The following is a 21,414-nucleotide window of genomic DNA, read 5'->3' on the forward strand; positions in this document are numbered from 1 at the left end:
GATGTCACCCATGCGGCCATCCATTTATGGATTCGCGCCGCTGCTGCCATAGGCTACAGCAGCGCGTCGGGCCCGTCCGGCGATGCTTGCATTCACCTCAACGCAACCGTTCAAGCATCTGGTAGTACCACATGCCCGCCGCCAGCATCGGGTTGCCCAGCTGGTCGCCGAAGGGCACGCGGATGTGCTTGCAGGCGGCGAAGGTGTCGTAGTGCTCGAGGTGGCCGGTGATGGCCTGGGCCATGATCTCCCCCATGATGTGGCTGGTGGCGATGCCATGGCCGGAGTAGCCCTGGCAGTACCAGACGTTGTCCGAGAGCTTGCCCAGCTGCGGGATGCGGTTGATCACGATGCCCATGGCGCAGCTCCACTGGAAGTCGATGGCCACGCCCTTGAGCGCCGGGAAGGTGCGTTCGATGCAGGGGCGCAGTTCGCCGGCGATGTCCCGCGAGTCCTTGCCGCTGTAGTTGGCGCCGCCGCCGAACAGCAGGCGGCCGTCGGCGGTCATGCGGTAATAGTCGAGCACGAAGCGGCAGTCGTAGACCGCCAGGTCCTGGGGGTTGAGGCGCTTGGCCAGGTCGCCCAGGGGCGCGGTGGTGACGATGCCGCCCATGGCCGGGAAGATCTTGCCCTTGAGTTGTTTCGGCTCCAGCTTGTGGTACACGTCGCCGGCCAGCAGCACTTGTTTGGCGTCGATGCGGCCGTGGGCGGTGATCACCGCCGGGCGCTCGCCGTGGACGATCTGCAGCACTTCGCTGTGCTCGAAGATCAGCGCGCCGAGGCTCTCGGCGGCGCGGGCTTCGCCGATGCACAGGTTCAGCGGGTGCAGGTGCATGTTGCGGGTGTTCTTGATCGCGCCGTGGTAAAGCTGGCTTTCCAGCACTTCGCGCACGTGTTGTCGGTCCAGCAGGCTGACCTCGTCGCCCATGCCGCGGCGCACCGCTTCTTCGTAGTCGGCGCGCAGGCCAGCGAGGTGGCTGGGCTTGTAGGCGGCATGCAGGTGGCCGTGCTTGAGGTCGCAGGCGATGGCGTATTTGGCCACGCGCTGGCGGATGATCCGGTGCCCGCGCCAGCGCAGTTGCCAGATGAAATCGTCGACCTCGTCGCCCAGGGTGCGGCGCATCTGCTTGCGCATGGCCTCGTCGCCGGACAGGCTGCCGGTGACCTGGCCGCCGTTGCGCCCGGTGGCGCCCCAGCCGATCTTGTGGCTTTCGACCAGGGCCACTTTCAGGCCTTTTTCCGCCAGTTCCACGGCGCTGGCGACGCCAGTGAAACCGCCGCCGATGATCACCACGTCGACGCTCACCTGGCCTTGCAGGGGCGGGTAGGCGGTTTCGTTATTCAGGGTGGCGCTGTAGTAGGAAGGGCAGCGTTCGGCTGCCGGTGTTACCGGGTTGAATGCGGCTGTCATGGGTCGTTCTCGAATGCTGGGAGGGGGCCGGGCCGGCGCCGTGACGCCGGCCAGCGCGTCATGCCTGGGTCAGGTACCAGCGCCAGTCCTGTTCGCCGACTTCGGCCATGAACTGGCGGTATTCGGCGCGCTTGACCGCCAGGTAGACCCCAAGGAACTCACTGCCCAGGGCGTCGCGGGCCCAGCTGGAGTTCTCCAGGGCGGTCAGCGAGGTCAGCCAGTCGGTGGGCAGCAGTTCGCTGGCCTGGGCATAACCGTTGCCTTGCACCGGATCGCCCGGATCGAGCTGTTCGCGCAGGCCGCGATGGATACCGGCGAGAATCGCCGCGGCCGCCAGGTAGGGGTTGGCGTCGGCGCCGCAGATGCGGTGCTCGATATGCCGGCTGTTGGCCGGGCCGCCCGGCACCCGCAGGCTCACCGTGCGGTTGTCGACGCCCCAGGTCGGCGCCAGCGGCGCGTAGCTGTTGGCCTGGAAGCGGCGATAGGAATTGGCGTTGGGGCAGAACAGCAGCAGCGAGTCGAGCAGGGACGCGAGCATGCCGCCCACCGCCTGGCGCAGCAGCGGAGTGCCGGCCGGGTCTGCGGCGGCGAACAGGTTGTGGCCCTCGGCGTCGGCGAGGCTGACGTGCATGTGCATGCCGGTGCCCGCCAGGTCATCGAAGGGCTTGGCCATGAAGGTCGCTTGCATCCCGTGCTGGTGGGCCACGGCCTTGACCAGGCGCTTGTAGCGCACCGCCTGGTCCATGGCCTCCAGGGCATCGCCGTGCTCCAGGGTGATTTCCACCTGGCCCGGGGCGTATTCGGAAATCGCCGTGCGCGCCGGAATGCCTTGCAGCTTGCAGGCGGCGTAGAGGTCGGCGAGGAAGGGTTCGATCTGCTCCAGTTCGCGCAGGCCATAGACCTGGGTGTGTCGTGGCCGGCCGCCGTCGGCGTCCAGCGCCGGTTGCGGGCGGCCGTTGCCGTCGCGCTTGGCATCCAGCAGGTAGAACTCCAGCTCGCAGGCCATCACCGGGTGATAACCCTCGGCCTTGAGCTGGTCGATGACCTTGATCAGCAGGTGGCGCGGGTCGGCGATGCTGGCGGGCAGGCCTTCCTGCGGGTGCATGCTGACCTGCACCGCGGCGGTGGGGATCTGCCGCCACGGCAGGCGCACCAGGCTGCCGGCCAGGGGGTAGGCGCGGCAGTCGATATCGCCGACGTCCCAGACCAGCCCGGAGTTTTCCACGTCGTCGCCCTGCAGGGTCAGGCCGAGGATGGTGCTGGGCAGCGGGCGGCCGCTTTCATAGACCGCCAGCAGTTCTTCGCGGTGCAGCAGCTTGCCGCGCGGCACGCCGTTGGCGTCGAGGATGAACAGCTCGATCATGTCGATATCGGGGTTGGCGGCCAGGAAGCCACGGGCCTCGTCAAGGGCTGCAAATTTCATGGTTCTCTCGCTTGCGCCATGGCGGCGCGCAGGTTCGGTTCATGCAGCGGCGCCGGCATGGCCCGGTTGCAATGGCAGATAGCAAGGCGGCAAGGCTCGACGCGCAAAGGTGCGCGTTCAGAGCGAAAGCGAGGGATCCGGAGGGCGCGAGGAATGACGCAGGCGGGAGCGGCACAGGGCCATGGGCAGGTTGACCAGCAGTTTCATCGCAGGTCCCCGGGGTTGCCGTGGAGATCGCCGTGGGTGCGTTGCGTTGTTCCCGTTCCAATGCCGATGCCGAGGCGGCTGCACGGGGCAGCAGCGCATGTCTGGCAGGATGGGTGGCAACACAAGGCGTTCATCGGCCGGCGGATCTCGTCAAGAATTCACGGACATTTCGTGCAAGTGAGGCTCACCGTTTTACCGGGACTGGTCCTCGCTGCCAAGGGGCGCGTCACAAAATATTTAACACCGCCCCCGGCAACGTGGCGGAAAAAGTCCTCAGTAGATCCAGGGCAGCAGGCGCCAGGTGTAGGCGCAGTAGGTGTCGTATTGCTTGCCGAACTCTTTGCGCAGCAAGGCTTCTTCGGCGTGGATGCGGGCGATCAGCGGGATCAGCATCAAGGCGGTCAGCAACAGGCCGACCCCGGAGCGGAAGGCCAGGGCCCAGCCCACGCAATTGATCAGCAACCCCAGGTAGCTCGGATTGCGCAAGGTGCCGTAGATGCCAGTGGTCACCAGCTGGTGGCCGGGCTGGATCGCCACCAGGCCACTGAAGCGATTGCCCAGCACGAACACCGGCCACAGCCGCAAGATGCCGCCGGCGATGAAGAACACCACACCGAACCAGCGCGTGTCGGTGCCGCCAAAGGTCCAGAAATTCAGGCGGTCGGTGTAGGCGGGAAGAAAGGCCAGCAACAGACCGAGGATGCCGAAGGCGACGAGGACCCAGCGGTTTTCCCGGTCTTCCTGTTTGCCGGGGCTCAAGTTGCCTTCGCTGAACTGGGCCACGCCGGCCATGGCCAGCAGGGACAGGGCGATGACCCACAGCGCGGGGTGGGAAAAGAACGCCACCAGCCCGCCCATGCCGAGGATGGCCAGGCCGAGGTAGACGAGGGTGGCGACCAGGCTGAGCGCTGCGAGTCTGGGAGAATTGCGCATGATGGCCCCTCACGAATGCCGAGGTGTATGCATTCAGTGTAGGTCCATCGCCGCTGCATCCCGTGCCGCCTACAGAAGCAGAGGCGAGGTGGCCATCGGCGTGATGGTTATCCCTGGCCCTACGGATGCAGGGGCGCTTGGTCGGCCAGTTGGGTGACCAGGAACTCGATAAAGGCCCGGGTCTTCTGCGGCACGCGCCGGGCCGACGGGTACACCGCGTGGATGCTGATCGGCGGTGCCTGCCATTCGCACAGCACCGGCACCAGGCGGCCGGCGGCCAGGGCGTCGGCGACGATGAAGTCGGGCAGCAGGGCGATGCCCATGCCGGCCTCGGCGGCCTGGGCCAGCAGGTCGCCGTTGTTGGCGTGCAGCGGGCCGGTGACGTGGACGCGCTGGGTGTCCTTGCCGTTGCTCAATTGCAGGCTGACCCCGCTTTGCAGGTAGCCGTAGTTCAGGCACTGGTGGGCGGTCAGGTCACGAGGCGTCTGCGGGATGCCGGCGCGCTTCAGGTAGTCCGGCGAGGCCACCATGATCCGCGGCGCCGGGGCCAGCAGCTTGGCGACCATCGACGAGTCGGCCAGGCTGGCGATGCGGATGGTCACGTCGAAACCGCCACGCACCGGGTCCACCTGCTGGTCGCTGAGCACCAGTTGCAATTCGATGTTCGGGTGCTGCTCATGAAACAGCGGCACCAGCGGCCCGAGGCGGCGCAGGCCAAAGGACATCGGCGCGTTGACCCGCAGCACCCCGCGCAATTCGCCGATGCCGTCCCGCGCCCGTTGTTCGGCCTCGTCCACGGCGGCCAGGACTTCCCGCGCCGACTCGTAGTACTCGGCGCCGGCTTCGGTCAGGTGCAGGCTGCGAGTAGTACGGTGCAGCAGCTGTACGCCGATGGCTTCCTCCAGCGCCTGGATCTGTTTGCTGACTTTCGAGCGCGGCACGTCCATGGCCCGGGCCGCGGCGGCGAAGCCATTGGCATCGACCGTGACGACAAACGCGCGCATGCATTCGATGCGATCCATGACTGTCCCTATTTTGGAATCAATGATTCTCGATTTTATGGAATTGTCCCTTTTTAATCCAGCCCCTAAATTAGCCACCAAGCCGGCAGCAAAGCCTCCCCAGCGGAACCCGCGCCGAGCTCCCGAATTTTGCAACTCAACGTTTGAACCTACTCGACATCAAAAGGAACGCGCCATGTCTATCCGTGAACTGCTCAACCCAAGCAACTGCGCCCTGATCCTGATCGACCACCAGCCACAGATGTCCTTCGGCGTGCAGTCGATCGACCGCCAGACCCTGAAGAACAACACCGTGGGCCTGGCCAAGGCGGCGAAGATCTTCAACGTGCCGACCATCTTCACTTCGGTGGAAACCGAGAGCTTCAGCGGCTACATCTGGCCGGAACTGCTCAGCGTGTTCCCCGATCACCAGCCGATCGAGCGCACCTCGATGAACTCCTGGGAAGACAAGAAGCTGGTGGAAGCGGTGAAGGCCACCGGGCGCAAGAAACTGATCATGGCTGCGCTGTGGACCGAGGTCTGCCTGAACTTCCCGGCCCTGGAAGCCCTGGCCGAAGGTTATGAGGTGTACATCGTCACCGACGCTTCCGGCGGCACCACCCAGGAAGCCCATGACATGTCGGTGCAGCGCATGATCCAGGCCGGCGCGGTGCCGGTGACCTGGCAGCAAGTGCTGCTCGAGTTCCAGCGCGACTGGGCGCACAAGGAAACCTACGACGCGGTGATGGACCTGGTGCGCGAGCACAGCGGCGCCTACGGCATGGGCGTGGACTATGCCTACACCATGGTGCACAAGGCGCCGCAGCGTCAGGTCAAGTAAGCCTGCCGCCAACGATAACGCGGTTTAGCAGAAGTACTGCGTCATCCAAATAACCGGCATGCAATAAAAAAGGGACGCTCTTATTGGAGCGTCCCTTTTTATTTAATGGATCAACGGTTGATCAGCGACAACGACAAGTTGCACTTAGCAGAACCGGTCAATCACCCGAACTTCCGACTTGTTCTGCAGCGATTGCCATTCATTCTTCAGGGTATCGAATACCCGTCCGATGAAGTCCCTGTCGGCGGCGGCCTTCTTGCCGACGTAGCCCTGGCCACGGCGGTACATTTTCAGGCGGGCCAGCAGGTCCTGGTTGTTCTTGTCGAACTCTTCTTCATGGGCGTGGGGCGACAGGCAGTCGATATGGACCTGGCCAGACTTGGCAATCCACAGGATGTGGCTGTCATGGCTGTCTTTCTGTGCCGCGAACATACGAGCCAGTTCATCAATAGTAGGTTGATTGTTCAGATTCATTTGTAAGCCCCTTGACCATTTCGATCTATCTAGTTGAGTCGCTAATTGATATCGCTACATCGGTAAGTTGAACCCTGATACCGGAAACAGGGCGACAGAGGGTGTCTGTCGGATACAGATAAGGCCCAGAGCCTGATGCGTGTAGTCGTCTTGATTAACTGCTACGCAATAGCGTCACAACGAAGAGAAGCAGCGTAAACCTGGATCAAGCTGCCGAAGTTTTCAGTTTCGGCCACAAGCATCTTGAGGAGTTTTCGCCAGCTTCCCGCCCTTTGTACTGGACGTTCATGCCAGGTCAGTTTCATCAATCTGCCTTGTGGGCAGTACACATCCGGGTTAACAGCTCGGCGGTCAGACGAGCTTGCTCATAACACCTTTGCCAAGTCTCCCGATCGGGGAGACGCCTGCATCATGCAAGGGCGAATTCGCCTCGTCAACGGTTTTGTAGTGAAAATTTTCAAGCACTACATATTGTCCGACAAAACCTTTCGGCACATGCCCGGAACGGGCTATCGCGACCGAGGACAGGTAGAATCAAGGCCTTGAAACAGGTTCTTGAGGTTGCAGTGGTGGATTTACAGCAGGGCTTCGTCCTGACCCGGCACTGGCGTGACACGCCGGCAGGCACGGAAGTCGAGTTCTGGTTGGCGACCGATGCCGGGCCGTGCCAGATCCGCTTGCCGGTGCAGACCTCCGTGGCCTTCATTCCCGCCGAACAGCAGGAACAGGCGCGGCGCCTGCTGGCCGACGATCGCGATGTCGAATTGCGCCCCCTGGGCCTGTGCGACTTCCAGCACCGCCCGGTGCTGGGCCTGTATTGCCCGCAGCACAATCAATTGATCCGCCTCGACAAGACCCTGCGCCGCGCCGGTGTCGAGGTGTTCGAGGCCGATGTGCGGCCGCCCGAGCGCTACCTGATGGAGCGTTTCATCACCGCGCCGGTGTGGTTCGGCGGCACCCCGGGCGAGGGCGGGATGCTGCTGGAGGCGCAGATGAAGCCGGCGCCGGACTATCGCCCATCGTTGAAGCTGGTGTCGCTGGATATCGAGACCAGCGAGACCGGCGAGCTGTACTCCATCGCCCTGGAAGGCTGCGGCCAGCGCCAGGTGTACATGCTCGGCCGCGCTCGCGAGGACGACAGCGCGGTGGACTTCGATCTGGAGTTCTGCGCCAGCCGCGAGCAGTTGCTTGAGCGGCTCAACCAGTGGCTGGCGCGGCACGATCCGGATGCGATCATCGGCTGGAACCTGGTGCAGTTCGACCTGCGGGTGCTGCACGAACACGCGCGCCGCCTGGCGGTGCCCTTGCGCCTGGGGCGCGGTGGCGAGGAGATGCAGTGGCGCGAACACGGCAGCCGCACCCATTATTTCGCCGCGGCCGCCGGGCGCCTGATCATCGATGGCATCGAAGCCCTGCGCTCGGCGACCTGGAGCTTCCCGTCCTTCAGCCTGGAGAACGTCGCCCAGACCCTGCTCGGCGAAGGCAAGTCGATCGACAACCCTTACCAGCGCATGGACGAAATCAACCGCATGTTCGCCGAGGACAAGCCCGCCCTGGCGCGCTACAACCTCAAGGACTGCGAGCTGGTGACGCGAATTTTCGCCAAGACCGAACTGCTCACCTTTCTTCTCGAGCGGGCCACGGTCACCGGCCTGCCGGCCGACCGCAGCGGCGGCTCGGTGGCGGCCTTCACCCACCTGTATATGCCGCTGATGCACCGCCAGGGCTTCGTCGCGCCGAACCTTGGCGAGCAGCCGCCGCAGGCCAGCCCCGGCGGTTTTGTCATGGACTCGCGGCCCGGTCTGTACGAGTCGGTGCTGGTGCTGGACTACAAGAGCCTGTACCCGTCGATCATCCGCAGCTTCCTGATCGACCCGGTGGGGCTGGTGGAAGGACTGCGCCACCCGGCGGACGACGAGTCGGTGCCGGGCTTTCGCGGCGCGCGGTTTTCCCGCACCCGGCATTGCCTGCCGTCGATCGTCGCCCGGGTCGCCGAGAGCCGCGAGGTGGCCAAGCGCGAACACAACGCGCCGCTGTCCCAGGCACTGAAGATCATCATGAACGCCTTCTACGGCGTGCTCGGCTCCAGTGGCTGCCGCTTCTTCGATCCGCGCCTGGCGTCGTCGATCACCATGCGCGGCCACGAAATCATGCGCCGCACCCGCCAGCTCATCGAAGCGCAGGGCCACAAGGTGATCTACGGCGACACCGACTCGACCTTCGTCTGGCTCGGCAGCGCCCACGCCGAGGCGGATGCCGCGCGCATCGGCCGCGCGCTGGTGCAGCACGTCAACCAGTGGTGGCGCGATCACCTGCGCGATGAGTACGGCCTGGAAAGCGCCCTGGAACTGCAATTCGAAACCCACTTCAGTCGCTTTTTGATGCCGACCATTCGTGGCGCGGAAGAGGGCAGCAAGAAGCGCTACGCCGGCCTGGTGACCCGCGCCGACGGCACCCAGGAGATGGTCTACAAGGGCCTGGAAGCGGTGCGCACCGACTGGTCGCCGCTGGCCCAGCAGTTCCAGCAGGAGCTGTACCAACGGATCTTCCATCGCCAGCCGTACCAGGACTATGTGCGCGACTACGTGCGGCGCACCCTGGCCGGCGAGCTGGACGAGCAGCTGGTGTACCGCAAGCGCCTGCGCCGCCAGCTGGACGATTACGAACGCAACGTCCCGCCCCATGTGCGCGCCGCGCGCCTGGCCGACGAATACAACCGGCAGCACGGCCGGCCCCAGCGCTATCAGAACGGCGGCTGGATCAGCTACGTGATCACCCTGGCCGGCCCCGAACCCCTGGAAAACCGCACCGCGGCCATCGATTACGATCACTACGTGACTCGCCAATTGCAGCCGGTGGCGGATGCCATCCTGCCGTTCGTGCAAGATGATTTCAGTACATTAGTGGGTGGGCAGATGGGCTTGTTCTGAGGTCCTTGGCACCCTCCAAAAAAACACAAGGAAGTGAATCTGTCATGAGTAGCTTGCAGCCTGGCAACACCGCCGAAAGTCTGGGGCGAATTATTCTGAGTACGCGCCGTGCGCAGCTTTTTTCCCGCTTCATGTGGGGCGGCAATATGGTGCTGATCGCGGCCAGTTATCTGATGCTGATCTGGCCAGTGTTCATGCCGGCCGGGTTCACCAACCCGGCAGTGGTGAAAGTGGCAGGTTCTGAACGCTATCGACAGATGACCGACTCGCTGCGCCAGGAACTCAAGGCCTGGAACGAGGGGCTGGCCCAGAGCACGCTGCAGCGTGATCCGCCTCCGGACTTCATGCTGCTCGACGTGCCCTGGCCCGGTTTGGTGGTGGAAATGAATTACCGCGCTGTGCCAAGGTCCGATGCGCTCTCGACTGGTGAGTCTGCGCCGAACCCGTTGCGTTACAAATACGACCCGCAGATTCGGGTCATGCCGTCGGTTATCGGACTGATCATCTTTGTCACGCTCGAAATCGCCATGGCGTTGTTTATGGCGTTTTTGTTCGTGCACAAATCCAGGGAACAGGCCGATTTCGAGTCTGGGGTCTTACGCCGCTTTTTCCACGATGACGAGACCCCTGTGCCGCTGAACAACCCAGGGGTCGAGCGCCTGCTGGCCAATTTCCATACGTTTGCCGTGCAGCTCAACCGGCGGCGTGGTGGACGCAGCGGTATTGTCGTCAAGGACGAATATGACGTGCAGGACGTGCTGCATGCGTTGCTCAAACTGCACTTCAAGGACGTCAGGGCCGAAGAGCAGACGCCCAGCCATGCGGGTGCGGCGGCGCGCATGGACTTTCTGCTTCCTGACGAACAGACCGTGATCGAAGTGAAGATGACTCGCGACGGCTTGCGCGATGGCAAGCTGGGTGAAGAGCTGATTGTCGATGTCGAGCGCTATCGGGGCCACCCGGGCTGCCGGCGGCTGATCTGCTTTGTCTACGATCCGGAGCAACGGGTGGTTAATCCGTTTGGCCTGGCCGCCGATCTGGCGCGTGCCTCTGGCGACATGTCAGTCGAGGTGATTTTTTCACCGGCTACTTCGCAGGCCTGACAGGTCCCACGATGGCCATGTTTCGGGTATTCAATCGACAATAAACAACTTGGCGCCGACCGCGGTGAACGAGCGATGGGGTTCGGCGTTGTCCGCCACCTGGTAGCTCATGCCGGGTGTCAGCACGAACCGGCGGCCGTCTTCGAGTTCGGTGTGCAGTTCGCCTTCCAGGCAAAACAGAATATGCCCCTTGGAGCACCAGTGATCGGCCAGGTAGCCGGGGCTGTATTCGACCATCCGCGCGCGGATGGCGCCGAACTGCCGGGTGCGCCAGTAGGCACTGCCAGTTTCGCCGCGATGCTCGGTGGCTTGGATCTGTGACCAGTCGGTGGTGCCGAAGGGAATGCCTGCAATGTCCATTGAATGCCTGTCTGTCCTGGTTTAAGGGGCTCAGTCGTCGACCGAGGTACAAATGCCGCTGGCGCCTTGCTTGCCGCTGTAGGTCACGACCACCGAGTCGTCATCTTCCACGCTGATGGTCACCGTGATGCCCGAACCCTTGGCCTCGAAATAACGCTCGTTGACGGTCTTGGTCTGGGCCTCTTTGCCGTTGATGAACACCGGTCCCCCTTCCTCCGCGCTGACCGGGATATTGCCCGGACAGTCGACATTGAACAGCGGGATGCCTTCGGCGTGGGCGGCACTGGCGACCAGCGACAGGGCGCAACTCAGGAGGATTCTTTTCATCGCGGACTCCTTGGGATACAGGCAGGAACCGGGGCGCGGCGGCGTGCTCCGTTAGCGCTGAAGCTTAGCCCATGGCGCGCTTGGGCTGGGCAGCGAGCCGCGATTTTAATCAGGCGAAAAGCCCTCTGGCGGTTTTGTCGGACAATAAAAATCGTGGACGAGGCGCCGATTTCTGTGTCAATTTTCCCCTGCCTTGAATAGGGCGAGTGATAGGACGATCTCGCTAACAGGTCGCCGTGGTCTATCGGAAATTTTCAGCGTTGAACAAGGATGTAAATGATGTCAAAAGCCAAAGAAAATGCCGGTTTTTCGGCAGCTCCAGGCAGTAATGCCTACCAACTGATCACTGCCTTCAGCCATGCCTATGACCGTGGCGGCGCAGAGCTGGTGAACGGCAAGCCGTCGTACACCGCGGACCAGGCCGCCGAGCAGATCCTGCGCAAGGGCCTGTCCTGGCACGACCAGAACGGCGACGGCAAGATCGAGCTCAGCTACAGCTTCCTCACCAGCAAACCGGCCAACTACAACCCGAACCTGGGCACCTTCAGCGAGTTCAGCGCGTTGCAGAAAGCCCAGGCGTTCCTGGCGCTGCAATCCTGGTCGGACGTGGCCAATGTGAGCTTCAACGAAGCGGCGAGCGGCGGCGACGGGCACCTGAGTTTCGGCAACTACAGCGTCGGCACCGGCGGTGCGGCCTTCGCCTACCTGCCTTCGGGCAGCAGCTATGACGGCCAGTCCTGGTACCTGATCAACGATCAGTACCGGGTCAACGAAACCCCGGGCAACGGCAACTATGGTCGCCAGACCCTGACCCACGAAATCGGCCACAGCCTGGGCCTGTCCCATCCGGGCACCTACAACGCCGGCAACGGCAACCCGACCTACAACGATGCTTCCTACGCCCAGGACACGCGCGGCTACAGCCTGATGAGCTACTGGAGCGAGAGCAATACCGGGCAGAACTTCAGTAAGGACGGCGGTGGCGCCTATGCCTCGGCGCCGCTGATGGACGACATTGTCGCGGTGCAGAAACTCTACGGTGCCAACCACGAGACCCGCTCCGACGACACCGTGTACGGCTTCAACTCCAACACCGGGCGCGATTTCTACAGCGCCAGCTCATCTGCCTCCAAGCTGGTGTTCTCGGTGTGGGACGGCGGCGGCAACGACACCCTGGACTTCTCCGGCTTCACCCAGAACCAGAAGATCAACCTCAACGAGGGCTCGTTCTCCGACGTCGGCGGCCTGGTGGGCAACGTGTCCGTGGCCCACGGCGTGACCCTGGAAAACGCCATCGGCGGCTCGGGCAACGACCTGCTGATCGGCAACGCCGCGGCCAACATCCTCGAAGGCGGTGCCGGCAACGACATCCTCTACGGCGGCGGTGGTCGCGACACGCTGTGGGGCGGGGCAGGGGCGGACACCTTCGTGTTCGGCAAGGCTGCGGATTCGACCCTGACCGAACCCGACTGGATCATGGATTTCACCAGTGGCCAGGACAAGATCGACCTCAGCGGCCTGGCGCAGTTCGCCTCGGGGCAGGCGACCCTGAACTTCGTCAGCGGCTTCACCGGCCACGCCGGCGACGCGATCCTGACCTACTACGCCGAGACCGACCAGACCAGCCTGCTGGTCGACCTCACCGGCCTGGGCGCGGTGGACTTCGCCGTGGGCACCATCGGCCAGGCGGCGACCACCGATATCGTGGCCTGATCGACAGCAATGGAAGCGGCGCGCCATGGCGTGCCGTTTTTTTTGGCCGCTACCCTTGGCTGACGATGATGGCCCCAAGGCCTGCAACCATCCTTGGGGCGCTATCGTCAGCGAGGGTTTTCCGGGGGTTTTTCAGTTCTTGTCGATATCGACGTCGCGGGTTTCCCGCAGGCAGGTCAGGCCGACGAGCAGGCTGACTCCGGTGATCACCACCGGGTACCACAGGCCGTAGAAGATGTCGCCGGTGTACACCACCAGGGCGAAGGACACGGTGGGCAGGAAGCCGCCGAACCAGCCGTTGCCGATGTGGTAGGGCAGGGACATGGAGGTGTAGCGGATGCGGGTCGGGAACAGCTCGACCATCAGCGCCGCCAGCGGGCCGTAGCACATGGCGGCGATCAGGATCAGCGCGACGATCAGCACCACCACCATGGTTTTGTTGACGTTCTGGGTATCGGCCGATTGCGGATAGCCGGCCAGGGTCACGGCGCCGCGCAGGGCCGCTTCGTCGAAACCGTCGAGCTGCACTTCGCCGACGCTGACCTGCACCGGGCTGCCGGCCGGCGCGGCGACGCTGGTGTAGGGCAGGCCCTGCTTGACCAGGAAGGTCTTGACCTTGTCGCACGGGCTGTCGAAACGCGCCTTGCCCACCGGGTCGAACTGGAAGGTGCAAGTGGCGGGGTCGGCCAGCACGCTGATCGGCGCCTGGCGGCTGGCCTGGTCGATGGCCGGGTTGGCGTAGTGGGCCAGGGACTTGAAGATCGGGAAGTACAGTGCGGTGGCCAGCAGCAGGCCGACCATCAGCACCGGCTTGCGGCCGATCTTGTCCGACAGCCAGCCGAAGAAGATGAAGAACGGCGCGCCGATCACCACGCTGATGATCAGCAGCATGTTGGCCAGGGCCGGGTCCATCTTGAGGAACTGGGTGAGGAAGAACAGCACGTAGAACTGTGCGGCGTAGAAGGTCACCGCTTGCCCGGCGTTGATGCTGAACAGGGCGATCAGCACCACCTTGAGGTTTTCCCATTTGCCGAAGGACTCGCGGATCGGCGCCTTGCTGGCCTTGCCTTCTTCTTTCATCTTCAGGAAGGCCGGCGACTCGTGCAGGCTCAGGCGGATCCAGGTGGAAATGCCCAGCAGCACGATCGATAGCAGGAACGGCAGGCGCCAGCCCCAGACTTCGAACTGGTCGCCGGTGAAGTAGCGGCAGCCCAGTACCACCAGCAGCGACAGCAGCAGGCCGAGGGTCGCGGTGGACTGGATCCAGCTAGTGTGGAAGCCGCGCTTGCCCTGGGGCGCGTGCTCGGCGACGTAGGTCGCGGCGCCGCCGTATTCACCGCCCAGGGCCAGGCCCTGGAGCATGCGCAGGGCGACCAGGATGATCGGCGCGGCGATGCCGATGCTCGAGTAGGTCGGCAGCAGGCCCACGGCGAAGGTCGCCAGGCCCATGAGAATGATGGTGGCGAGGAAGGTGTACTTGCGCCCGATCATGTCCCCCAGGCGACCGAACACCAGGGCGCCGAACGGCCGCACCACGAACCCGGCGGCGAACGCCATCAGGGCGAAGATGAAAGCGGTGGTGTCGTTGACCCCGGCGAAGAACTGCTTGCTGATGACCGCCGCGAGGGCGCCGTAGAGGAAAAAGTCATACCACTCGAAGACCGTCCCCAGGGACGAGGCGAAGATGACTTTCTGGCTTTCCTGGCTGGTGGGCGCGGCGGCGGCCGCGTCCAGCGATTGAGCATGTTCCGACATATCGATATCCCTCACAGTGATTGTTTTTGTTGTTCCACTGTCGGCGCCGGCGTGGCGTCGCTATCTGCATCTTGCTCTTGCTTCTGTAGGAGAGAAGCTTGCTCGCGATAGGCCCTTGAGCTTTGCACCGCTCTATAGGCCGCCATCGCGAGCAAGAACTAGGCGTCCCCCTTGCTCCTACAAAGATCAGGCGGGGGTAACGGTTTGTTTTTCGGCGGCAGGGCTCCTGGTCGAGGTGGCAAGAATCAGCTCGGCGGCTTTCTCGGCGATCATCAGCGTCGGCGAACAGGTATTGCCGGAGGTGATGTACGGCATGATCGAGGCATCGGCGATGCGCAGGCCGGGGATGCCATGCACCCGCAGTTCGGCATCGACCACCGCATCCGTGCCCTGGCCCATGCGGCAGGTGCCCACCGGATGGAAGATGGTGGTGCCGATGCGCGCGGCGGCTTCGTGCAGTTGTTCTTCGCTGCGCAACTCGGCCCCCGGCAGGTATTCGCAAGGCTTGAAGGCTTGCAGGGCCGGCGCGGCGACGATGCGCCGGGTCAGGCGGATGGCGTCGGCGGCGACCCGCAGGTCTTCTGGGTGGCTCAGGTAGTTGGGCTGGATCAGCGGCGACGCCTGCGGGTCGGCGGAACGGATTTCCACCCGGCCACGGCTTTGCGGACGCAGGTCGCAGACCGACGCAGTAAAGGCCGGGAAGGCGTGCAGCGGTTCGCCGAAACGTTCCAGCGACAGCGGCTGCACATGGTATTCGAGGTTGGCCGAAGTCTGTTCCGGCCCTGAGCGGGCAAACGCTCCCAACTGGCTCGGCGCCATGGACAGCGGGCCGCTGCGGTTGTACAGGTAGCGCAGGCCCATGCCCATCTTGCCCCACAGGCTGCCGGCGATCTGGTTCAGGGTGCGGGCGTTTTCCAGCTTGTAGATCAGCCGTAGTTGCAGGTGGTCCTGCAGGTTGCCGCCAACCCCCGGCAGCTCGTGGGCAACGCCTATACCTAGGCGTTGCAGCAGCGCGGCGGGGCCGATTCCCGAACGTTGCAGGATGCTCGGCGAGCCGATGGCGCCGGCGCTGAGGATGATTTCGCGATGCGCCTTGAAGGTCTGCGGCTGGCCCTGGTGACGGGCGCTGACCGCGGCCGCGCGGCCATTCTCCAGGAGCACGCGATCGACCTCGACCCCGGTCAGTACGGTGAGGTTGGGCCGTTGGCGGATCGGCTTGAGGAAGGCCTTGGCGGCGTTCCAGCGCACCCCGGCTTTCTGGTTGACCTGGAAATAGCCGCAGCCTTCGTTGTCGCCGCCGTTGAAGTCGTCGACGCTGGCGATGCCGCTCTGTTCGGCGGCAGTGCGAAAGGCATCGAGGATCGGCCATGACAGGCGCTGGCGCTCGACCCGCCATTCGCCGGCGGCGCCATGGAACTGCGAGTCGCCGGCAAAGTGGTTTTCGCTTTTGCGAAACAGCGGCAGCACGTCCTGCCAGTTCCAGCCGGGATTGCCGTCGGCGGTCCAGCGCTGATAGTCGCCGGCCTGGCCGCGCATATAGATCATGCCGTTGATCGACGAGCAGCCGCCCAGCACCTTGCCGCGCGGGTAGCTCAGGCTGCGGCCTTGCAGGCCGGGTTCGGCTTCGGTCTTGAAGCACCAGTCGGTGCGCGGGTTGCCGATACAGAACAGGTAGCCGACGGGAATGTGAATCCAGGGGTAGTTGTCGCGGCCACCGGCTTCCAGCAGCAGGACGCGGTGGGCCGGGTTGGCGGACAGCCGATTGGCCAGCAGGCAACCGGCGGGGCCGGCGCCGACCACTATGTAGTCGTATGGATCGAAGGCAGGCAGCATCCATGACCTCGCTTTATCGTTCTTGTTGGGCTCATCCTAGTTGTTAGCTTTCGTTAAAAGAATGTTAGTTTTTGCTCAGCCGCTGTGCGTTTTTAAACAGCGGCTTCCCCCGGCATCTGCAAGGAAGAGTCATGTTCGACTGGAACGACCTGCGGTTCTTTCTCGAGCTGCAACGCAGCGGTCGCCTGCTGACCGCTGCCCAGCGGCTGAAGACCACCCACGCCACGGTGGCCCGGCATATCGAGGCGATCGAGAAAAGCCTGGGCACCGCGCTGTTCATCCAGCACGCCCAGGGCTACGAACTGACGCCGGCCGGGGAGGCCTTGCTCAAGCACGCCGAGGCCATGGAGAACGTGGCCTTGCTGGCCCAGGAGGAAATCACCCAGTCCACCGCGCCCCTGGGCAAGATCCGGGTGGGCGTCACCGAGGGCCTGGGCATCATGTTTCTCGCCAGCCGCCTGCGCGGTCTGTTCGAGCGTTATCCGGGGCTGGAGGTGGAACTGGTGGCGGTGCCGCGTTTTGTCAGCATTCTCAACCGCGAGGCGGAGATCAGCATCCACCTGGAGCGGCCCAACGCCGACATGCTGGTGACCCGCAAGCTCACCGATTACCGCCTGGCCCTGTATGCCAGCCAGGCGTACCTGGACCGCGCGCCGCCGCTGCGCAGCCGCGAGGACCTGGGGCGACATGCCTGGATCGACTATGTCGACGACCTGCTGTTCAGCCAGGAACTGAAGTTTCTCAACAGTTTCTGTCGCAACCCCAAGGTGGTGTTCCACAGCACCAGTGTGCTCGCCCAGCAACAGGCCGCGCGTTCCGGCCTGGGCATCGCCGTGCTGCCGTGCTACATGGCCGCCGGCGATCCGCAGCTGGTGCCTTTGCTGCCCGGCGAGAGCATCCAGCGCGCCTACTGGATCAGCACCCGGCGCGACCTGCACAAATCCGTGCGCCTGCGGGTGGTGTGGGATTACCTGGTCGAGTTGTGCGCGGCCGAGCAGGGCTTGCTGCTCGCGGAGTCGAACTCCCTGGCCTGATCGTTCTTCTGTAGGAGCGAGGCTTGCCCGCGATGGCGGTCAACGATAATGCGCATTACCTGAATGGACGCGTTGTTCTTACGTCCATCGCGGGCAATCGAGCGTCGACCGGCCGCTCCTACTGACGATCAGGTCTTTTTCGCTGCACCCTTGAGCTGGACCAACTGCCGCGCTTGCTCGGAGCAGTCCTTGGCCTGGCTGACCATGGCCTCGAACGGCGCGCTGATGATGTCCTCATGGCTCAGCCAGCGTTTTTTCTGGCTCAGGCGGTAGTGATAGCGGTACTCGCCCTTGACCCGTTCGCTGCGCAGGTCCATGTCGAACCAGGGCGAGCGCACGTTGCAGGCCTTGACGTCCTTGTCCAGCTGGGCGCCGGAGAGGGTGATGGTGTAGCGCAGGGTATTGGCGTCGCCGATGTACAGGTCCGCCAGCTGGCCGTTGCGGCGGTAGTTGATCAGGAAATCCCAGTCGCCCTCCAGGGCCGGGCTTTTGTAGAAGTAGCTGCCGGAGATGTTTTCCAGTGGCTTGAGGTCGGTCAGGGCGGCCTTGACCCGGTAAGTCCTGGGGGCGACGAAGGCGGTCGGCTCGCGGTCGATCTGGCAGTCGCGCAGTTCCCGGGTGAAACGCTCGCACAGGCTCCGGTCGTTGCTGGCGATGCCGTTCTGGTTGTCGGACACCATCAGCCGCATCAGCTCCATGTGGCTGAATTCGATACGCGCGTTGACCCGGGCCTGGCCGCCACTGTCGAAGTGTTCCTGCTTGTCCAGCACGATGCTGGTGTCCGGCGCTTCCAGCGGGATGTAGTCCTCGCGCACCTGGCCGTTGGCGTCGCTGACAAAGGCCCAGCGTTCCTGGATGTCGGGCATGCTGCGGCCCGGGTCGAACACCGGGTTGGTCGGGTCCAGCCACCACACCTGGCCGTCGACCTCGGCCCGCACGATGGCGTGGTTCGGCGCGTGGGTGCCGGGGATCAACAGCGGCGCGACGACGTTCTCGCGACTGACCCAGGCCGTCTCGGCCTTGATCCCGCTGGCCTTGAGCATGGCGGCCAGGAGCACCGCCAGGTCCTTGCAGTCGCCATAGCCGCGCTGTTCGATCTGCTCCAGCTCGAAGGGCAGGTAACCGCGTTCGGTGGCGCGCCAGTCGCCCAGGTAGCGGTAGTTGTCGTTGATGTGCTGCATCAGCCCGGCGACTTTCTCGGCGGGCGGCAGGTCGCGCAGGGCGACCACGGCCTTGGCACTGGCCGCTGGCAGCGGCGTGGCGAGGATCTGCTGGTAGCGCTGGGCCAGTGGGCCGAAATAGTCCTGCACCTCGGTGCTGCTGCCCAGCTCGACCCGCGGCACCCGCCGGATAAAGCCGATCGCGGGTTCATTGATGTAGTTGAGGAAGACCGGCGCCTTCTGTTCGATGGTGAGTTTTTTTCGGTCTCTGGAGGCCGTAAAGCGATAGTCGTCCATCTGCTCGCTGCGCCAGATGATCGGGCGCGTGGCGCGGTAGGTGATCTTGAAGCTGTCCTGGCGCACCGGCTTGGGGCCGAATTGCAGCACCGAGTGGAACTGCCCCAGCAGCGGTTTGGTCGCGTAGTGCTGCTGCACGGTGTAGCTGAGCCGGGTGCCGACCCGCAGGTTGGGGAAGGCCAGGGACGTCTGTTTCTCGCGCAGGAAACCCTGTTCCGGATTGGGTGCGGTGCGGGTATCGATCTGCGCCGGCGCCAGCGCCACGGGCTTGCCGCCCGGCTGGGTGAATTCGGCCTTGCGCAGTTCGAAGCCATCGGTTTCGGCATAGCTGAAGTCGATGCGCGAGAGCATTTCCCGGCCCGCCGGGGTGAGAATGGTGTAGTGCTGGGTGGTGGTGCAGTCGCTGCTATGGTCGGCGTTGAACTGGCATTCCATCACGGAGTCGGCGGCCAGGGCGGCTTCCGATTGCGGTTGATAGGCAGCCAGAGCTTGCCAGGAGAGCAGTCCGAGACCGGCGCAGATCAGGGGACGGTAAAGCGGAAAACGGTACATGAGCGCCTCGGGTGAATCATTGAAATCAGCCACTTCGCACACGGCGAATCGCGCGTGACAGGCGGGTGGCTAGCGGGGGAGGCGCCAAATGATAATTTATCGCAATACGGATTTACAGCATTGTCTGACAATTAGTGTCGGCTTTAATGCCCGAGATAGAGCGGTTTCTTCGAGTCAGTCGAGATCCTTGGACGGCTGGAGAGGGCGTCCGCGGGGTTGGAATTTCTCCTCGCAACAGGGTTTTCGTCCCCGCAGATATGGCCCAAAGCCATATCTGCGGGCTAAACGCTTCCAGGCGGTTTTCCGTTGTTTTCGCAAGAAGTCGCTCGGCTGATTTTGCGAAATAATTTGTTACGAGATCGGCGCTCGCTGGCTCAGCCGTCGAGCAGGTCGGTGCCATAGGAATTGTCGATCACACAGCGCCAGGCGCCCGACGGCTCATGGCGAAAGACATAGGTGGCGCGCCGTTCCAGGGTGCTGGCGATGCCGTCCCGGTCCAGGGTGTCGAGCAAGGTATGCATGATCACCAGCGCGGTGCCGGCGCCTTCGATGACCTGCATCGCGCCTTGCCGGACCACCATGCTGTGGTTGAAGTGTTCGGCGATGGCCACGAAGGCCCGGCGGATCTGTTCCTTGCCCCGGGCTTCCAGGCCCGGCCTGACCACCAGCGTGGCGTCCTCGGCGTAGAAGTCCATCAGGCTGTCGAAGTCTTCGGCGGTGATGGCGCGGTCGGCGGCTTCGATCAGGGTTTTCAGTGGATGGGCCGGCATGGTCGCTCCTTGCGGTTTCAGTTGTGGATCTCGAACGCTGTGCTGCCCAGGCGCTCGCCGTTGACCAGGATATGCAGCTCATGACGCCCGGGATAGTGGCGGCGGGTGGTCAGTTCGCGGATGTGCTGGGCGCGGCCGAGCTGTTCCCGGGCCTTGGCGGGCAGGGTGAAGGCCTTGAGCTTGAACACCTTGGCGCTGGTGGCGCCCGAGGCCTTGACGTAGTCGATGGCGTAATCCACCACCAGGCGCTGGCTGGCGTCGGCGGTGGACTCCAGGGCAAAGGACAGGTTGATCCGTTCCCCCAGGCGAATCACCGCCGGCTCGACCCGCAGGCCCTGCAACTTCACCTGCGGCGCCTGCCCGGCGCCGACGATCGCCAGCGCCCGGCGATTGCCCTGCTTGATCAGGCTGCGCAGGGCGTGGCGGGCGATCCAGGCGGTGTGCGGGTTGTCCAGGGACCAGCCTTCGATCAGCACCAGCACCCAGTCGGGATGGTCCTTGGTGATGTCGTTGAGGTGATTGGCCACCGACTTGCGCACGTACAGGCTGGGGTCGGCCTTGAGGCGTTCGAGGATTGGCGCCGCCAGGGTCGGGTCGGCCTGGATCCGCTCCAGGCGGAACGACCAGGGCAGGCGCGGGCGGCTGCCTTCGCTGGCCAGGCGGCGCACATGCTCGTTGTCGTCCCGGGCCCAGTCCTGCATCACCGCCAGGGTGCGCGGCAGGTCGCTGGCGAGGAACGGGCGGATGGCGAACTCCGAGGAGCCGAAGGCGGTGAAGTACTTGAGCGCCTGCATCGAACGCTCGAAGGCGTGGCCGCCGTAGCTGGCCACATAGTGCGGCAGGAACATGCAGACGAAGCGGCTGTTCAGGCGCGGGGCGAGATCGTACAGCCGTACGAGGTTGGCGTCGTAATCCGCCGGCAGTACCGCATGCAGGCTTTCGCTGACCCGCGCCAGGCGTTGCATCACCGAGAGGTCAGCGAGGTCCTTCTTCGCATGGGCGAGAAACCCGCGGTGGTCGAAGGCCGGGTACACCGCGAGCATTTCCCGGGCGATGTGTTCCAGGCGTTCGACGTTGAAGATTTCCTTGAGGGCGGGGGGGCTGGGGCTGGCTGCGGTCATCGGCGTATCCATTCGGGACGGGGCGCCGAGCACTGTAGCGCAGTGGGCTGACAGATTGTGTCAGGAGCGCCCCGGCGAGCCCCGTTCGCTGGCCAGGCAGGCAATGCGGCGTCATCGTTCATCGCGGACAATGTAGGAGCGAGGCTTGCCCGCGAAAGGCCGCAGCGCA

17 protein-coding genes are annotated in these 21,414 nt (G+C 64.1%); 5 read left to right on the forward strand and 12 right to left on the reverse strand.

Translation table 11 applies throughout. The features are described from left to right. Window positions 1–97 precede the first annotated feature (97 nt). The 4 genes from H0I86_RS12085 to H0I86_RS12100 all read right to left on the reverse strand — a co-directional run bounded on the left by H0I86_RS12085 (window position 98) and on the right by H0I86_RS12100 (window position 4,996). The gene (locus H0I86_RS12085; RefSeq protein ID WP_180925182.1) at window positions 98–1,411 is read right to left on the reverse strand and encodes an NAD(P)/FAD-dependent oxidoreductase; all 1,314 of its coding nucleotides are present in this window, start codon (window positions 1,409–1,411) and stop codon (window positions 98–100) included. A gap of 58 nt (window positions 1,412–1,469) precedes the next feature. Continuing rightward, entirely contained in the window at window positions 1,470–2,834 is a 1,365-nt protein-coding gene (locus tag H0I86_RS12090) for a glutamine synthetase family protein (RefSeq protein ID WP_180925183.1), read from the reverse strand. 480 nt (window positions 2,835–3,314) lie between these two features. Continuing rightward, the gene (locus tag H0I86_RS12095) at window positions 3,315–3,974 is read right to left on the reverse strand and encodes a methyltransferase family protein (RefSeq protein WP_180925184.1); all 660 of its coding nucleotides are present in this window, start codon (window positions 3,972–3,974) and stop codon (window positions 3,315–3,317) included. Between the two features lie 119 nt (window positions 3,975–4,093). After that, entirely contained in the window at window positions 4,094–4,996 is a 903-nt protein-coding gene (locus H0I86_RS12100) for a LysR family transcriptional regulator (protein ID WP_180925185.1), read from the reverse strand. Window positions 4,997–5,171: 175 nt separating this feature from the next. On the opposite strand from H0I86_RS12100, the gene H0I86_RS12105 reads away from it, so the two are divergent. Further along, window positions 5,172–5,816 (forward strand): hydrolase, encoded by a 645-nt coding sequence (locus H0I86_RS12105; protein ID WP_180925186.1) that lies wholly within the window; start codon window positions 5,172–5,174, stop codon window positions 5,814–5,816. 144 nt (window positions 5,817–5,960) lie between these two features. Here H0I86_RS12105 and H0I86_RS12110 read toward each other — a convergent pair whose 3' ends face one another. Further along, window positions 5,961–6,290: a hypothetical protein gene (locus H0I86_RS12110; protein WP_180925187.1), complete on the reverse strand. Its 330-nt coding sequence runs from the start codon at window positions 6,288–6,290 to the stop codon at window positions 5,961–5,963. 569 nt (window positions 6,291–6,859) lie between these two features. Between H0I86_RS12110 and H0I86_RS12115 the strand changes: the two genes are divergently transcribed. Then, window positions 6,860–9,220, forward strand: a complete 2,361-nt coding sequence (locus tag H0I86_RS12115; RefSeq protein ID WP_180925831.1) for a DNA polymerase II — start codon at window positions 6,860–6,862, stop codon at window positions 9,218–9,220. A 44-nt stretch (window positions 9,221–9,264) separates the two neighbouring features. Then, window positions 9,265–10,323 carry a PD-(D/E)XK nuclease domain-containing protein gene (locus H0I86_RS32125; RefSeq protein ID WP_258019428.1) on the forward strand — a complete coding sequence of 353 codons (1,059 nt, stop codon included), beginning with the start codon at window positions 9,265–9,267 and terminating at the stop codon, window positions 10,321–10,323. 30 nt (window positions 10,324–10,353) lie between these two features. On the opposite strand, the gene H0I86_RS12125 is transcribed toward H0I86_RS32125, so the two are convergent. After that, window positions 10,354–10,683, reverse strand: a complete 330-nt coding sequence (locus tag H0I86_RS12125) for a DHCW motif cupin fold protein (RefSeq protein ID WP_180925188.1) — start codon at window positions 10,681–10,683, stop codon at window positions 10,354–10,356. A 30-nt stretch (window positions 10,684–10,713) separates the two neighbouring features. Continuing rightward, a complete protein-coding gene (locus H0I86_RS12130) occupies window positions 10,714–11,010 on the reverse strand; it encodes a hypothetical protein (RefSeq protein ID WP_180925189.1) in 297 nt (98 codons plus the stop codon). A 279-nt stretch (window positions 11,011–11,289) separates the two neighbouring features. Between H0I86_RS12130 and H0I86_RS12135 the strand changes: the two genes are divergently transcribed. Then, a complete protein-coding gene (locus H0I86_RS12135; RefSeq protein ID WP_180925190.1) occupies window positions 11,290–12,723 on the forward strand; it encodes a serralysin family metalloprotease in 1,434 nt (477 codons plus the stop codon). Window positions 12,724–12,855: 132 nt separating this feature from the next. On the opposite strand, the gene H0I86_RS12140 is transcribed toward H0I86_RS12135, so the two are convergent. Further along, window positions 12,856–14,478: an MFS transporter gene (locus H0I86_RS12140; protein ID WP_180925191.1), complete on the reverse strand. Its 1,623-nt coding sequence runs from the start codon at window positions 14,476–14,478 to the stop codon at window positions 12,856–12,858. Window positions 14,479–14,664: 186 nt separating this feature from the next. Further along, window positions 14,665–16,311, reverse strand: a complete 1,647-nt coding sequence (locus H0I86_RS12145; RefSeq protein WP_180925192.1) for a GMC family oxidoreductase — start codon at window positions 16,309–16,311, stop codon at window positions 14,665–14,667. 131 nt (window positions 16,312–16,442) lie between these two features. On the opposite strand from H0I86_RS12145, the gene H0I86_RS12150 reads away from it, so the two are divergent. Further along, window positions 16,443–17,345 (forward strand): LysR family transcriptional regulator, encoded by a 903-nt coding sequence (locus tag H0I86_RS12150; protein ID WP_124338055.1) that lies wholly within the window; start codon window positions 16,443–16,445, stop codon window positions 17,343–17,345. 128 nt (window positions 17,346–17,473) lie between these two features. Here the strand turns inward: H0I86_RS12150 and H0I86_RS12155 are convergent, their stop codons facing one another. The 3 genes from H0I86_RS12155 to H0I86_RS12165 all read right to left on the reverse strand — a co-directional run bounded on the left by H0I86_RS12155 (window position 17,474) and on the right by H0I86_RS12165 (window position 21,245). Then, the gene (locus tag H0I86_RS12155) at window positions 17,474–19,354 is read right to left on the reverse strand and encodes a DUF3857 domain-containing transglutaminase family protein (protein ID WP_180925193.1); all 1,881 of its coding nucleotides are present in this window, start codon (window positions 19,352–19,354) and stop codon (window positions 17,474–17,476) included. A 374-nt stretch (window positions 19,355–19,728) separates the two neighbouring features. Then, entirely contained in the window at window positions 19,729–20,124 is a 396-nt protein-coding gene (locus tag H0I86_RS12160) for a YybH family protein (protein ID WP_180925194.1), read from the reverse strand. A gap of 17 nt (window positions 20,125–20,141) precedes the next feature. Then, on the reverse strand, window positions 20,142–21,245 hold the full coding sequence (locus H0I86_RS12165; RefSeq protein ID WP_180925195.1) for a DNA alkylation repair protein: 1,104 nt from the start codon (window positions 21,243–21,245) through the stop codon (window positions 20,142–20,144). Window positions 21,246–21,414 lie beyond the last annotated feature (169 nt).

It is taken from the genome of Pseudomonas chlororaphis subsp. aurantiaca (assembly GCF_013466605.1).
In the GTDB taxonomy this organism is placed as follows: domain Bacteria; phylum Pseudomonadota; class Gammaproteobacteria; order Pseudomonadales; family Pseudomonadaceae; genus Aquipseudomonas; species Aquipseudomonas chlororaphis_I.

Bases quoted from the DNA above. Each gene is read 5' to 3' on its own strand.
- H0I86_RS12090 (WP_180925183.1), bottom strand. From the start codon at position 2,834: ATGAAATTTGCAGCCCTTGACGAGGCCCGTGGCTTCCTGGCCGCCAAC.
- H0I86_RS12125 (WP_180925188.1), bottom strand. From the start codon at position 10,683: ATGGACATTGCAGGCATTCCCTTCGGCACCACCGACTGGTCACAGATC.
- H0I86_RS12130 (WP_180925189.1), bottom strand. From the start codon at position 11,010: ATGAAAAGAATCCTCCTGAGTTGCGCCCTGTCGCTGGTCGCCAGTGCC.
- H0I86_RS12100 (WP_180925185.1), bottom strand. From the start codon at position 4,996: ATGGATCGCATCGAATGCATGCGCGCGTTTGTCGTCACGGTCGATGCC.
- H0I86_RS12110 (WP_180925187.1), bottom strand. From the start codon at position 6,290: ATGAATCTGAACAATCAACCTACTATTGATGAACTGGCTCGTATGTTC.
- H0I86_RS12140 (WP_180925191.1), bottom strand. From the start codon at position 14,478: ATGTCGGAACATGCTCAATCGCTGGACGCGGCCGCCGCCGCGCCCACC.
- H0I86_RS32125 (WP_258019428.1), top strand. From the start codon at position 9,265: ATGAGTAGCTTGCAGCCTGGCAACACCGCCGAAAGTCTGGGGCGAATT.
- H0I86_RS12105 (WP_180925186.1), top strand. From the start codon at position 5,172: ATGTCTATCCGTGAACTGCTCAACCCAAGCAACTGCGCCCTGATCCTG.
- H0I86_RS12160 (WP_180925194.1), bottom strand. From the start codon at position 20,124: ATGCCGGCCCATCCACTGAAAACCCTGATCGAAGCCGCCGACCGCGCC.
- H0I86_RS12085 (WP_180925182.1), bottom strand. From the start codon at position 1,411: ATGACAGCCGCATTCAACCCGGTAACACCGGCAGCCGAACGCTGCCCT.
- H0I86_RS12165 (WP_180925195.1), bottom strand. From the start codon at position 21,245: ATGACCGCAGCCAGCCCCAGCCCCCCCGCCCTCAAGGAAATCTTCAAC.
- H0I86_RS12095 (WP_180925184.1), bottom strand. From the start codon at position 3,974: ATGCGCAATTCTCCCAGACTCGCAGCGCTCAGCCTGGTCGCCACCCTC.
- H0I86_RS12145 (WP_180925192.1), bottom strand. From the start codon at position 16,311: ATGCTGCCTGCCTTCGATCCATACGACTACATAGTGGTCGGCGCCGGC.
- H0I86_RS12155 (WP_180925193.1), bottom strand. From the start codon at position 19,354: ATGTACCGTTTTCCGCTTTACCGTCCCCTGATCTGCGCCGGTCTCGGA.
- H0I86_RS12150 (WP_124338055.1), top strand. From the start codon at position 16,443: ATGTTCGACTGGAACGACCTGCGGTTCTTTCTCGAGCTGCAACGCAGC.
- H0I86_RS12135 (WP_180925190.1), top strand. From the start codon at position 11,290: ATGTCAAAAGCCAAAGAAAATGCCGGTTTTTCGGCAGCTCCAGGCAGT.